The following is a 12196-nucleotide window of genomic DNA, read 5'->3' as shown; positions in this document are numbered from 1 at the left end:
CCGGGAAGACGGCCCCACCTACGCGGGGGTTGCTCCCGGCGCCCGGACGACCATCGGCACGGCCGGGAAGAACGCCGCCATCTCGCTGCGCGACTTGCGCAGCGCGGCGGTGCCGTAGCCCTTCTTGCGGTACTCGGGCCGGATCCAGATCCGCACGTTGACCTCGCCGCCGTCCAGGTCGCCGAACACCAGGCCGACCTTGTCCTCGCCCTCGATGGCGATGAAGACCACCGCGTCCTCGTTGTCGACGCGGCTGACCGCGGTGCGGATCTCGTCGTCGATGCCGCCGGCCGGGGCGCCGGAGCCGTCTCCGGCGGTGTGCATGTCGTCGGTGCGGGCGGTGAAGATGTCGCGGTCGCGGTCGGCGGCGAACGGCCGCAGCGTCAGGTCGTCGCCGCTGCTGGCCGGGCGCTGTTCGACGGTGAAGGACAGCTGGGTGTTCAGGTCCTCCAGTTCGGCGGCGATCCGGCGGCGGTTGTCGATGGTGCCGTGGTCGAACGACAGCGCCATCACGGACTCGGCGCCGGCGCGGGAAATGCCCAGCAGCGCGATCAGCGCGTCGACCGCGGCGGCGTGATCGTCGGCCTCGACGATGGCGTCGAGCACCTCGTGTCGGCGGTCCAGGGCCTTGAGCATGGCGTCGGAGATTTCGCGGCGGGCCGCGGCGATGTCGTGATCGGGCATGGCTTCGACGATAGTGCAGTTTTCAGCGATTGGCGTCGGCAATGGCGACGACTTCGGTGTCGGTGTTGTAACCGCCGACCCGCACCCAGCGGGGCTGGGCTCCGGCGGCGGCGTCGGCGGTCAGCTGCACGCTCTCCCCGGGGTACACGGTGACGTAGTTGTCGCTGTATTCGACCGGCAGGATCTCGTCGCCGTCGGGGTCCGCCAGCAGCTCGGCGCGCTCGAAGAAGGCGATCTGCTCGGTCGGGTTGGCCAGCGTGACGGTGACCTCGGTGCGGCCGTCGGCGCCGGGGCGTCGATGCGCGGAGACCTCCAGCGGGGTGCGGGCCATGGTGTTCAGCGCGGTCATGTCCGCCCAGTTGGCCTGCTTGAGCACGAACGCGTCGTCGTTGCGCGGATCGCCGACGTCGTCGGGTTGCCGGGACTGCCAGTAGGTGTTGTCGACGACGACATTGCCTGCGCCGTCGAGCAATTCGGCCCGCACGAAGAACACCCGGGTGGCGTCGGCAGGCCGGGTCACCCGCAGCGCGTCGACGCTCCGGTTGGCCGCGACGGCGAGGTCCTCGACCCGCTGGTCATCGAGCAGCTCGCCGTCCAGCCCGTAGCTGCGGACCCGGACCGCCAGGTCCGCGGCGTCCGTCGGGCGCTGGTTGACCACGGTGACGGTGCCGGTGGAGTGGTTGCCGGTGGCGAAGGAGTCGAAGACCACCGACAGCGGCCGCAGCCCCTTCTTCGCGCCGAAGTAGCCGCCGCCCTGGCGCAGGTAGTAGTCGAAGAGCTGGCCGAAGAACGACGGCCACGGGGTGTTGAGCATCCAGTAGATGGTCATCTTGTGGGTGTCCCAGCCGCCGGCGGCGAACGCCTCGAATTGCGCGCGGGTGGATTCGTAGTGGGCCAGCTGTGCCTTTGCCGCGAATTCCCTGGCGTCGCGGGAGGATCCGTAGCGGCGCATCACCGCGGTGCGGATGGTGTCCAGCACGACGTTGTTCTCGTCGGAGCCGGCGTGCAGGTACCAGGTCGGGTTGATCGGCCACAGCTTGTCGGCGGGCAGGAACTTGGTCAGGCTCGAGTACGGCGGAATGTGTTCGTTGTCGCCCTGCTCGGCGCTGGACCCCTGGGCGGCGCCGTAGCGACCGGCGAACCAGTAGCTCGGCGGGCGCCAGGTGTAGGGGCCGAACATCTGGATGCCGTCCCAGGCCTGGTTGCCGTCCTCGTCGGTGTTCATCGCCGAGACCGTGTCGACGGTGGCGTTGGACCAGTGCGCGTCGGCCAGGATCCGGTGGTACCAGTCGCGCACCTCCGGCGGCGGGCGGCCGTCGCTGGCGTTGGCCCACAGGAACGCCGCGGCGTGCGGGCCGAACGAGGCGATCTGCGAGCGCATGCTGGCCTGGGCGACCCGGCGGTCCTCCTCATCCCACTGGTCCCATTTTTCCCACTGGTTACAGCACATCCAGCCGTACATCAGCGGGATGCCGAGCTCGTCGGCCCGGCGCAGCAGCCGCTCGCCGGGGAACTTGCCCTCCAGCCGGAGCAGGTTGAGCCCGAGATCGCGGACGTAGCCCAGGATGGCGTCCTCGCGGGCCGGGTCGGCGCGGTAGAGCAGGTCCGGGGAGTAGGTGGCCCCGCGGACCAGGAAGTCGCGGCCGTTGACCTGCAGGTAGAAGTTGCCGCCGGCGTCGGGCCTGCGGAAGCTGGCGTCCTCGTCGCGCTGTCCGGTCACCGTGCGGATGCCGAAGCGCTGGTCGGCGGCGTCGATCGTCCCGCCGGGGCCGCGCAGCTCCAGCCGCAGGTCATACAGCGCGGGCTCGCCCATGGTGTACGGCCACCACAGGTCGGGGTCGGCGATGTTCAGCTCGCCGAACCGGTCCGGGCCGAAGGCGAGCGCGCGGCGCTCCCGGGGCCGCAGTTCCACGGGTTGTTCCAGGGTCAGCGTGGGCGTGCCGGGCCGGCTGATCACCGCGCGCAGCGTCCCGCGCACCGGGGCGTCGGTGTCGTTGGCGACGGTGGTGTGCACGGTCAGCCGCGCCGAGTCGGTGGCGGGCAGCGGCAGCTCGGTGGTCACGGTGGCCGGGCCCAGGACCGCCGGGCCGGAGCCGTGCAGCAGCACCGGTTTCCAGATCCCGGCATTGCGGTCCGGGACGAAGGACTGCCCGCCGGGCTCGTCCTCGACGGGACTGCGGTAGCCGATCTCGCGCCAGTTGATCCAGTCCCACCAGCTGTCGGCCAACTCCACGCCGTCGATGTCCTGGACGGCCTGTTCCGGGGTGATCCGGATGGCCAGCACATTGGCGGCGCCGGGGGTGATCGCGTCGGTGATGTCGAGCTCGTGGCTGACGTACATGCCGACGATCTCGTCGCTGCCGGCGACCAGTTGGCCGTTGATCCAGACCTGGGCCCGGTAGTTGATGCCGGGCAGCTCCAGCCGGTAGCGCTGGTGTCCCAGCGGTGGGGTGAAGGTGCTGCGGTACCACCAGTCCTGCCGGTACAGATCCTGCGGGATCAGGTCGCGAATGTTGCTGCCGTAGTAGGGATCCGGGTAGGTGCCGTCGTCGACCAGGGCGGCGAGCACGGTGGCGGGCAGCGCCCGGATCGGATGCCACGATTCGGTGGGATAGCCGAGCCGGGAGATGGCCGCGCCGTCGTCGCCGACGTCGCGCGCCGAGGCCAGCCGCCAGCCCGCGGTCAGCTCGACGGTGCTCGGCGGCACGCCGTCGCGCAGCGCGGAGTCGTCGGCCACCAGGCCCACGCCGACCATCAGCACCACCAGCAGCGCGGCCAGCAGCCGGGGCCCGGGGCTGCGCGGCGTGTGGCTGGCGATGAAGGGCTCCTGCTCTGCTGCGGCCGCACCCCGACGGTGGGCCAGCAGAGTTTACCGTCGGGTTCGGCCGCGGGCGCGCCGCGCCGAGCGCTAAGCTAGAACACGTTCTAGTTTTATGTCGCTGACCGTCGTCTGCCCACCAGGAGCCCCACTATGCGCACTCCCCTGTGCGATCAGCTCGGAATCGAGTTCCCGATCTTCGCGTTCACCCACTGCCGCGACGTGGTGGTCGCGGTGAGCAAAGCCGGCGGGTTCGGCGTGCTCGGCGCGGTGGGATTCACCCCCGAACAGCTGGAGATCGAGCTGAACTGGATCGACGAGCACATCGGCGATCACCCGTACGGCGTCGACATCGTCATCCCGAACAAGTACGAGGGCATGGACGACGTCGACCTGGATCCCGAGGTGCTCAAGAAGCAGCTCAATGCGCTGGTCCCCGAGGAACATCTGGAGTTCGCCAAGAAGATCCTGGCCGATCACGGGGTGCCCGTCGAGCACAGCGACGAGGACGCGCTGCAGCTGCTGGGCTGGACCGAGGCGACCGCCACCCCGCAGGTCGAGGTGGCGCTGCGGCACCCCAAGGTCACCATGATCGCCAACGCGCTGGGCACCCCGCCGGTCGACATGATCGCCCGCATTCACGACGAGGGCCGGGTGGTCGCGGCGCTGTGCGGCTCCCCGTCGCAGGCCCGCAAGCACGCCGACGCCGGGGTCGACATCGTCATCGCCCAGGGCGGTGAGGCCGGCGGTCACTGCGGCGAGGTCGGCTCGATCGTGCTGTGGCCGCAGGTGGTCGCCGAGGTCGCGCCGGTGCCGGTGCTGGCCGCCGGCGGGATCGGCAGCGGCCAGCAGATCGCCGCCGGGCTGGCGCTGGGCTGCCAGGGCGCCTGGACCGGATCGCAGTGGCTGATGGTCGAGGAGGCCGAAAACACCCCGGTGCAGCAGGCCGCCTATGCGAAGGCCTCCAGCCGCGACACCGTGCGCAGCCGGTCCTTCACCGGCAAGCCCGCCCGGATGCTGCGCAACGAGTGGACCGAGGCCTGGGAAGCGCCGGAGAACCCCAAGCCGCTCGGCATGCCGCTGCAGTACATGGTGTCCGGGATGGCGGTTGCGGCCACCCACAAGTACCCCGACCAGAGCGTGGACGTCGCGTTCAATCCGGTCGGCCAGGTGGTCGGCCAGTTCACCAAGGTGGAGAAGACCGCGACGGTGATCGCGCGCTGGGTCGACGAGTACCTGGCGGCCACCGGCGCGCTGGACAGCTACAACGGGTAGCGGCGAATCCGCCGGCCGGCGGCGCGGCACCACCGAATTGCCTCCCCGGGGTGGTTTGCTTGGCGGCACACCATCGTGTCAAGGGAGGGGGCGGTCATGCCGTCCATTGTCACGCGCACCGAACCGCGCGGACTGTCCAGCCGAAAGCTGTTGGCGCTGACCGGTGCCGGTGCGGTGCTGGCCACCATCGCCGTGGTCGGCGCGACGGCCCCCGGCGGGGAGCCCGCGCTGCCGGTGGCGGCGGCCGCGCCGTCCACCGTCACCGTGACCGCAACCCCCAGCGGCACCGCGAAGACCACCACGAGCGCCGGCGGGCACCGCACCGACGACGGCGGTTACGTCGGCACCGATGCGCATTGCGGCGCGGACAGCACCGCGGTCGCCTACGGGCGCACCGCGCGCTCGCTGGTGGCGCTCTGCGTCAACGGCGACGGCCCGGTGGAGTACCGCGGCGTGCGGATCAGCGACGGCGCGCTGCTGAAGGTCGCCGCCACCGATCTCGGCGACGGCAGCTATCGGGCCACCAACGACGAGGTCGACTACACGGTCACGCCGAAGGAGCTGCGGGTCACCTCCGGCGACTCGGTGATCTACCGGGACACCTGGATCGAGTTCAACGCACCGCGCTACGCCGCGGAGCAGGGCGGCGCACCGACCACCACCGCCGCGCCGACCACCACCCGATCGGCCGGCTGACCGCCGCTCACTCAGCCGGCGGGGCCTGCGGTGCTGCCTCGGGCGGTGCCGGGGCCTCCGGTGCTGCGCCCTCGGGCGGTGCCGGGGCCTCCGGCGGCGCCCCGATCGGAATCGGTGCCCGGGCGCCGTTGCTCATCGGCCGCTGGGACAGCAGCAACAGCACGCCGGCGCCGTTGACCTCCTGGGTCTGGTAGGCGTGCCAGAGGTCGCGAAGGTAACCCAGCCCACTGCCGCTGGGCTGGGCGGGAACCGCGCCGGTCCCCGGCGGCAGGTTGTCCGGGCTGCTCAGGTGCGGCACTCCGGCCGCCGCCTCGGCCTTGATGGTTCCCGGGTCAGCGGTTCCCGGGTCGGCGGGCACCGGGTCGGCGGGCACCGGCGCGGCCGGATCAGCGGCTGCCGGCACCGCGCTGAACAGGACCAGAGCAGCCAGCGTGGCCGTCGCGCCGGCCCGAGTTTTTGTCCGCATGCTGGACAATTCCGCCGGAATACGCGTTTCGTTACAGGATCCGGCCCGCAGACGCCGGCGACAGTGTGCAATCGGATCATGACGACCCCGCATCTGCGAGCCGACTTCGATCTCACCGACCCCGACATGAACCGTCGTGCCCTGCCCATCGCCGAGCTGGCCGAGTTGCGGCACACCGCCCCGGTCTGGTGGAACGCGCAGCAGGACTCCGGACCGTTCGGCGACGGTGGGCACTGGGTCGTCACCCGGCACTGCGACGTCAGGGAGGTGTCCCGGCACTCCGAGCTCTACTCCAGCGCCACGCACACCGTGCTGCCGCGCTACCCGGCGGGCACCCCACGCGCCCAGTTGCAGGCCAGCGGGAACGTGATGCTCAACATGGACGCCCCGCACCACACCGAGCTGCGCAAGATCATCTCCCGCGGCTTCACCCCGCGCGCGGTCGAGGCGCTGCGCGCGGATCTGGGCGCGCGGGCCCGCCGGATCGTCGCCGAGGCCGCGGCCACCGGCCAGGGCGACTTCGTCGAGCAGGTCGCCTGTGAACTCCCGCTGCAGGCCATCGCGGGACTGCTCGGGGTGCCGCTGGCCGACCGCAAGAGGCTCTTTGACTGGTCCAACCAGATGGTCGCCGACGACGATCCGGAGTACGCCCACCACGACGGCCTGACCGCGGCCACCGAGCTGATCATCTACGCGATGGGGCTGGCGGCGGACCGGGCCCGCGATCCGGGCCCCGACATCATCACCAAGCTGATCCAGGCCGACGTCGACGGCCACGGGCTCACCAACGACGAGTTCGGCTTCTTCATGGTGCTGCTGGCCGTCGCCGGCAACGAGACCACCCGCAACTCGATCACCCACGGCATGATCGCCTTCACCGAGCACCCTGACCAGTGGGAGCTCTACAAGCGTGAGCGCCCGGCCACCGCGGCCGACGAGATCGTCCGGTGGGGCACCCCGGTCAGCTCCTTCCAGCGGACCGCGGTGCGCGACGTGGAGCTGTCCGGCGTGCGGATCCGCGCCGGTGACCGGGTGGTGATGTCGTATCGCTCGGCCAACTTCGACGAGACGGTCTTCGAGGACCCGCACACCTTCAACATCCTGCGCGACCCCAACCCGCACGTCGGATTCGGCGGCACCGGCGCACACTTCTGCATCGGCGCCAATCTGGCCCGGATGACGATTGACCTGATCTTCAACGCGATCGCCGACGAGATGCCCGATCTGCGGCCCCTGGGCGAGCCGGAGCGGCTGCGCTCGGGCTGGCTCAACGGGATCAAGCACTGGCAGGTCGACTACCGGCCTGAACGCGTCGCGGCGTCGGCCTCAGCGGCCCATGCCGGGCAGCCGGTGGGCGCCGGGGATACGGCCCAGGATCCGGTCGCGTAGCCGCGGCGGCGCCTGATCCACCGGCGCCTGCTGCACCGGCGGCGGTGGCGGCGGTGCGGCCGTCTGGGCCTGCTGCACCGGCGGCGCAGGCGCCGGCGGCGGCTCGACGGCCTCGGGTTCGGGCGGCGGTGGCGGCTCGACGGCCTCGGGCGCCGGGGTGACCGGCGGCGCGGGCCGCGGGGGCTCCGGGGTCTTGGGTTTGTCAACGGCCGGGGCATCGCTGGCCGGGGTATCACTGGCCGGGGCGGGCTGCGGGGCCGGGGCCTGGTCCAGCATCGGCAGGCTCAGCGCCAGGGTGAGCGCGACAACCAACCCGAGGACACCGGTCACCAACATCGCCACTGGCCACCGGGCCGACGGCGGCGCCGACGGCGGCAGATACTCGGCCCAGAACTCGTGGGCCACGGTCGACGGCCGCACCGGCTCGGCGGCCGACGGCGGGTCGACCGGCGCGGTGTCCAACACGAAATCTCCGGAGGTCGGCGGCGCGGGCCAGGACCGGCCCGTCACGCAGCCAGGCTACTCGCGCTGCGACCGACGCACCGCCGCGATCGGGTCGCGGTCAGACCCCGGCGGTGGCCATCGGCGGCAGGCCGGCGACGTAGGGGGTGTCCACCCCGACCGGCCCGAGGTCCATCGCGCCGCCCGGGGCGCCCAGCGGCGCGGAGCGGCCCGGCAGGATCTCGGCGAAGAACGCCGCGTTGTCGGCCAGGTGCACCCGCTCGGACTCCGGCAGGTCGTCCTCGTAGAAGATCGCCTCCATCTTGCAGGCGAGCTTGCAGGCGCCGCAGTCGACGCACTCCTCGGCGTTGATGTACAGCGCGCGGACACCCTCGTAGATGCAGTCGGCCGGGCATTCCTGCTGGCAGGACTTATCGACCACGTCGACACACGGTGAGGCGATTACGTAAGTCATGGTCATCACGGTATTCGGTGCCCGGGGGTCCGACCCCGCGCCGAAGGTCACCAACCTGCGGGACCTCGGTACCGGATCCTCGGGCGGCCGAGCCGAGAAATGGTCTCAGAATCGTCACGGCAGCCGGGACGCAAACGACACGCCGCAATGTTGCAGAAATGATTTGTGTGATTTGTGTAACGCTTGGGTCGGGTGAGCCGAACAAACGTGCATGACCGGCTTCCGCAAGTACCTGGTGATGGCCCTGATGACCGGCGCCGCCCTGCTCGGGCTGCTGACGCTGGGCTCCGGCACCGCCGCCGCCGCCCCGGTGAACTGGGACGCCGTCGCGCAGTGCGAATCCGGCGGCAACTGGGCGATCAACACCGGCAACGGTCACTACGGCGGACTGCAGTTCAAGCAGGCCACCTGGGACGCCAACGGCGGTCGGGGCAACCCGGCGCTGGCCTCCCGCGAGGAGCAGATCCGGGTCGCCGAGAACGTCCGCGCCACCCAGGGCATGAAGGCCTGGCCCACCTGCGGCAGCCGCGGCGGCGACCTGTTCTCCGCGCCGGCCCCGGTCTCGCGGCAGGGCGTGACGGCCGGTCAGTACGTGAAGAACACCGTTCGGGAGATCATCGGGCTGATCCCCGGCCTGCGCTGACCCGGCGCCCCGGGAAAATCAGTGCCCCTGCGGCAGCCGCGGCGGGAAGTACAGCTCCTGGTTTGCGGTGCAGACCAGGTCGCCGGTCCGGTTGTACATCCGGCCCCGGGACAGCGCGCGGGCACCGATCGCGCTGTCGCTGCACTGGTCCAGCAGCAGCCAGTCGTCAAGCCGCGGGGCGTCCTGGAACCAGATCGCGAAGTCCCGCTGGGCGGTGTTGAGCTGGCGGCTGCCGCGCGCCACCCGGGCCGCGACCGCCGGTTCGACCAGGCTGGCGGCACACAGATAGCTCACCAGCGCCGCTCCCAGCAGCGGATCGTGGGGAACCGCGCCGTCGGGCCGCCACCAGATGCGCAGCCGCCCCGGCCCATCGGAGTCCTCGGGTCGCCCGGTGTCGACCTCGCAGCGCCGGAACCAGCGCAGGCTGGTCCAGCGGCCCGGGCCGGCGTCGGCCAACTCGACCGGGTGCGGCTGCGCGGGCAGCCCGTCGGGGTCCGGCGCGGCGGGCATCGACGGCTGGTACCCGAGCCCGCCGTCGGCGCCCCGCTCGGCGACGGCCTCGGTGCAGAACGAGGCGACGCCCGACATCAGCACCTGGCCGGACTGTGACGCGGTGATCCGCCGGGCGGAGAAGTTCCGGCCCTCCTGCAGGTCGAGGACCTCGAAGTCCACCGGGTGACGCGCGTCGCCGGCCCGCAGGAAATAGCCGTGCAGGCTGTGCGGGGTCCGCCCGGACACCGTGCGGCCGGCCGCGATCAGGCCCTGGGCGGCGATGTGGCCACCGAGGATGTGGTGAAACGGCGCCGGGAACTGCTCGCCGACGAATGCCGCGGTCACCCCGGCCGGGGCCGGCACCGCGGTCAGGTCCAGGGCGTCGAGCACCCGCGGCAGCGTCGAGGCCGACGGGCTCGAGGGCGATGGCGGCGAAGTATCGGTCATGGTGCCTGGCATCATGCCGCACCGCCGGCGGCCCCACCGAAACGGCTGGTCACCCCGCAGAGTGAACAAATTGTGAAAAGTGTTCACAAAATCGTTGACTCTGCCCGGCGCACCGGGTTCTATGGGGTGGTGAGCTACGACACGATCATCAAGAACGGCCGCTGGTTCGACGGGACCGGTGCCCCCTCGGCGGTCCGCAACATCGGCATTCGCGCCGGACACGTCGTCGCGGTCGACACCGAGGACCTCGACGCCACCGGCTGCCCGGAGGTGATCGACGCGTCCGGCCGCTGGGTGCTGCCCGGCATGATCGACATCCATACCCACTACGACGTCGAGGTGCTGGAGGGCCCCGGGCTGCCCGAGTCGCTGCGTCACGGTGTCACCACCGTCATGCTGGGCTCCTGCTCGCTGTCGACGATCCACGTCGACGGCACCGACGCCGGGGACCTGTTCGGCCGGGTGGAGGCCATCCCCCGCGAGCACGTCATCGCCGCCGTCGACCGCAACAAGAACTGGTCGAGCGCCGCGGGTTACGCCGACGCGCTGCAGGCCCTGCCGCTGGGGCCGAACGTGGCCGCGTTCATCGGGCATTCGGACATGCGGGCCGCCGCGATGGGCCTGGACCGCGCCACCCGCAAGGACGTCCGGCCCACCCGCGCCGAGCAGGCCCGGATGGAGTCCTGGCTGACCGACGCGCTGGACGCCGGGTTCGTCGGGATGTCCTCCCAGCAACTGCTGTTCGACAAGCTCGACGGCGAGGTGTGCCGGTCCCGGACGCTGCCGTCGACCTACGCCAAGGCGCGCGAGCTGCGCCGGCTCAAGTCGCTGCTGCGCGCCCGCGGGCGGATCCTGCAGTCCGGCCCCGACATCAACAACCCGCTGAACCTGGTATCGCAGCTGGCCCAGTCGATCGGGCTGCTGCGCCCCAAGCTCAAGACCAGCCTGCTCTCGGCCGCCGACGTCAAGGCCAATCCGTACGCGGTGTCGCTGATGGGCCCGTCGGCCCGGGCGGTCTCGCGGCTCGGCGGCGACTTCCGCTGGCAGCATCTGCCGGTCCCGTTCGAGGTGTACGCCGACGGCATCGACCTGGTCATCTTCGAGGAGTTCGGGTCCGGTGCGGCCGCGCTGCACCTGTCCGACGAGCTGGAGCGCGACGAGATGATCCGCGACGTGGACTACCGGCGCCGGTTCCGCAAGGACTACGAGAACAAGTTCGGCGTGCGGGTGTGGCACCGCGACTTCTTCGACGCCGAGATCGTGGACTGCCCCGACCCCGCGGTGATCGGCAAGTCGTTCGGTCAGGTCGGCCTCGATCGCGGCGGCCTGCACCCGGTCGACGCGTTCCTGGACCTGGTGCTCGAGCACGGCCGCGAGCTGCGCTGGCGCACCACCATCTCCAACCACCGGCCCGAGATCCTCAAGAAGATGGCCGTCGAACCCGGCATTCAGATGGGCTTCTCCGACGCCGGGGCGCACCTGCGCAACATGGCCTTCTACAACAGCGGGCTGCGCCTGCTGCGCCACGTCCGCGACGCCGAGCGGGCCGGCAAGGGCTTCATGACGATCGAGCACGCCGTGCACCGGATGACCGGCGAGCTGGCCGACTGGTACGGCCTGGACGCCGGGCACCTGCGGGTCGGCGACCGCGCCGACCTGGTGATCATCGACCCGGAGGCCCTCGACGACCGGCTGGACGCCTACGCCGAGGAGACCGTGGACGCCTACGGCGGGCTGTCCCGGATGGTCAACCGCAACGACGACGCCGTCGCCGCGGTCTTCGTCGCCGGTCGCGCCGTGGTGCGCGACGGCGTGCCGACCGAACTGGTCGGCACCGAACGCACCGGGGCTTTCCTGCGCCACGGCCGACTCGCCCCGGCCACCGAAACGAAGGGCGGGCTGGCCGATGTCGGTTGAGCACAACGATCCCAAGGCCGTCGTCACCGGCATGTGGCAGGCGCTGTCGGACCGGGACTGGCAGGCCCTGGCCGGCTTCCTGGCCGACGACTGCATCTACCTGGACGTGCCGGTCGGCCCGGCCGCCGCCGCGCGCGGACCCGAGGACATCATCAAACGGCTCAAGATCGGCCTGGAACCGCTGGCCGGCTACGCCAACTTCCCCGGCCTGATGCTGCACGACGGCGCCGACGTGATGTACGAGCATCACGAGGAATGGCAGTGGGCCAGCGGCGAATCCGCGCTGCTGAAGTTCGTCTCGGTGCACCAGGTCCGGGACGGCAAGGTCACCCTGTGGAAGGACTACTGGGACATGGGCGCACTGAGCAACCACGCCCCGCCGAGCTGGCTGGCCGACTTCGCGACCGCCGACATGTCCTGGATCTTCGACGCGACCGGATTGGCCTGAGGAGG

General features: G+C 71.2%; 12 protein-coding genes. 6 read left to right on the top strand and 6 right to left on the bottom strand.

Features of this window, described 5'->3' with window-relative positions:
* Nucleotides 1–18: 18 nt before the first annotated feature.
* Entirely contained in the window at nt 19–684 is a 666-nt protein-coding gene (locus G6N10_RS04275) for a GNAT family N-acetyltransferase (protein WP_085095740.1), read from the bottom strand.
* A 22-nt stretch (nt 685–706) separates the two neighbouring features.
* Entirely contained in the window at nt 707–3439 is a 2733-nt protein-coding gene (locus G6N10_RS04270) for a glycoside hydrolase family 2 protein (RefSeq protein ID WP_085095839.1), read from the bottom strand.
* Nucleotides 3440–3655: 216 nt separating this feature from the next.
* Here G6N10_RS04270 and G6N10_RS04265 point away from each other — a divergent pair, with 216 nt between their 5' ends.
* Nucleotides 3656–4777, top strand: a complete 1122-nt coding sequence (locus tag G6N10_RS04265; protein WP_085095738.1) for a nitronate monooxygenase — start codon at nt 3656–3658, stop codon at nt 4775–4777.
* A gap of 96 nt (nt 4778–4873) precedes the next feature.
* Nucleotides 4874–5473 (top strand): hypothetical protein, encoded by a 600-nt coding sequence (locus G6N10_RS04260; protein WP_085095736.1) that lies wholly within the window; start codon nt 4874–4876, stop codon nt 5471–5473.
* 7 nt (nt 5474–5480) lie between these two features.
* On the opposite strand, the gene G6N10_RS04255 is transcribed toward G6N10_RS04260, so the two are convergent.
* A complete protein-coding gene (locus tag G6N10_RS04255; RefSeq protein ID WP_085095734.1) occupies nt 5481–5939 on the bottom strand; it encodes a hypothetical protein in 459 nt (152 codons plus the stop codon).
* Nucleotides 5940–6017: 78 nt separating this feature from the next.
* Here G6N10_RS04255 and G6N10_RS04250 point away from each other — a divergent pair, with 78 nt between their 5' ends.
* A complete protein-coding gene (locus G6N10_RS04250; protein WP_085095732.1) occupies nt 6018–7328 on the top strand; it encodes a cytochrome P450 in 1311 nt (436 codons plus the stop codon).
* On the opposite strand, the gene G6N10_RS04245 is transcribed toward G6N10_RS04250, so the two are convergent.
* A complete protein-coding gene (locus G6N10_RS04245; RefSeq protein WP_133055134.1) occupies nt 7266–7838 on the bottom strand; it encodes a DUF7157 domain-containing protein in 573 nt (190 codons plus the stop codon). The genes G6N10_RS04250 and G6N10_RS04245 overlap by 63 nt on opposite strands.
* A gap of 52 nt (nt 7839–7890) precedes the next feature.
* Entirely contained in the window at nt 7891–8244 is a 354-nt protein-coding gene (gene fdxA / locus G6N10_RS04240; RefSeq protein WP_085095837.1) for a ferredoxin, read from the bottom strand.
* A 211-nt stretch (nt 8245–8455) separates the two neighbouring features.
* On the opposite strand from fdxA, the gene G6N10_RS04235 reads away from it, so the two are divergent.
* The gene (locus G6N10_RS04235; protein WP_085095728.1) at nt 8456–8887 is read left to right on the top strand and encodes a transglycosylase family protein; all 432 of its coding nucleotides are present in this window, start codon (nt 8456–8458) and stop codon (nt 8885–8887) included.
* Nucleotides 8888–8905: 18 nt separating this feature from the next.
* Here the strand turns inward: G6N10_RS04235 and G6N10_RS04230 are convergent, their stop codons facing one another.
* Nucleotides 8906–9826: an acyl-CoA thioesterase gene (locus G6N10_RS04230; protein WP_085095835.1), complete on the bottom strand. Its 921-nt coding sequence runs from the start codon at nt 9824–9826 to the stop codon at nt 8906–8908.
* 129 nt (nt 9827–9955) lie between these two features.
* Here G6N10_RS04230 and G6N10_RS04225 point away from each other — a divergent pair, with 129 nt between their 5' ends.
* Together G6N10_RS04225 and G6N10_RS04220 are read left to right on the top strand one after the other, a co-directional pair.
* Nucleotides 9956–11743, top strand: a complete 1788-nt coding sequence (locus G6N10_RS04225) for an N-acyl-D-amino-acid deacylase family protein (RefSeq protein WP_085095833.1) — start codon at nt 9956–9958, stop codon at nt 11741–11743.
* Complete coding sequence (locus G6N10_RS04220) at nt 11733–12191, top strand: nuclear transport factor 2 family protein (RefSeq protein ID WP_085095726.1); 459 nt, start codon at nt 11733–11735, stop codon at nt 12189–12191. Before G6N10_RS04225 ends, G6N10_RS04220 begins: the two co-directional genes overlap by 11 nt.
* Nucleotides 12192–12196: the final 5 nt, after the last annotated feature.

Source organism: Mycolicibacterium fallax, from assembly GCF_010726955.1.
GTDB lineage: Bacteria > Actinomycetota > Actinomycetes > Mycobacteriales > Mycobacteriaceae > Mycobacterium > Mycobacterium fallax.
Note: the sequence above shows the minus strand (reverse complement) of the source record. Positions and strands in the feature narration are given on the sequence as shown.

Bases quoted from the DNA above. Each gene is read 5' to 3' on its own strand.
- G6N10_RS04275 (WP_085095740.1), bottom strand. From the start codon at position 684: ATGCCCGATCACGACATCGCCGCGGCCCGCCGCGAAATCTCCGACGCC.
- G6N10_RS04270 (WP_085095839.1), bottom strand. From the start codon at position 3,439: ATGGTCGGCGTGGGCCTGGTGGCCGACGACTCCGCGCTGCGCGACGGC.
- G6N10_RS04265 (WP_085095738.1), top strand. From the start codon at position 3,656: ATGCGCACTCCCCTGTGCGATCAGCTCGGAATCGAGTTCCCGATCTTC.
- G6N10_RS04260 (WP_085095736.1), top strand. From the start codon at position 4,874: ATGCCGTCCATTGTCACGCGCACCGAACCGCGCGGACTGTCCAGCCGA.
- G6N10_RS04255 (WP_085095734.1), bottom strand. From the start codon at position 5,939: ATGCGGACAAAAACTCGGGCCGGCGCGACGGCCACGCTGGCTGCTCTG.
- G6N10_RS04250 (WP_085095732.1), top strand. From the start codon at position 6,018: ATGACGACCCCGCATCTGCGAGCCGACTTCGATCTCACCGACCCCGAC.
- fdxA (WP_085095837.1), bottom strand. From the start codon at position 8,244: ATGACTTACGTAATCGCCTCACCGTGTGTCGACGTGGTCGATAAGTCC.
- G6N10_RS04235 (WP_085095728.1), top strand. From the start codon at position 8,456: ATGACCGGCTTCCGCAAGTACCTGGTGATGGCCCTGATGACCGGCGCC.
- G6N10_RS04230 (WP_085095835.1), bottom strand. From the start codon at position 9,826: ATGACCGATACTTCGCCGCCATCGCCCTCGAGCCCGTCGGCCTCGACG.
- G6N10_RS04220 (WP_085095726.1), top strand. From the start codon at position 11,733: ATGTCGGTTGAGCACAACGATCCCAAGGCCGTCGTCACCGGCATGTGG.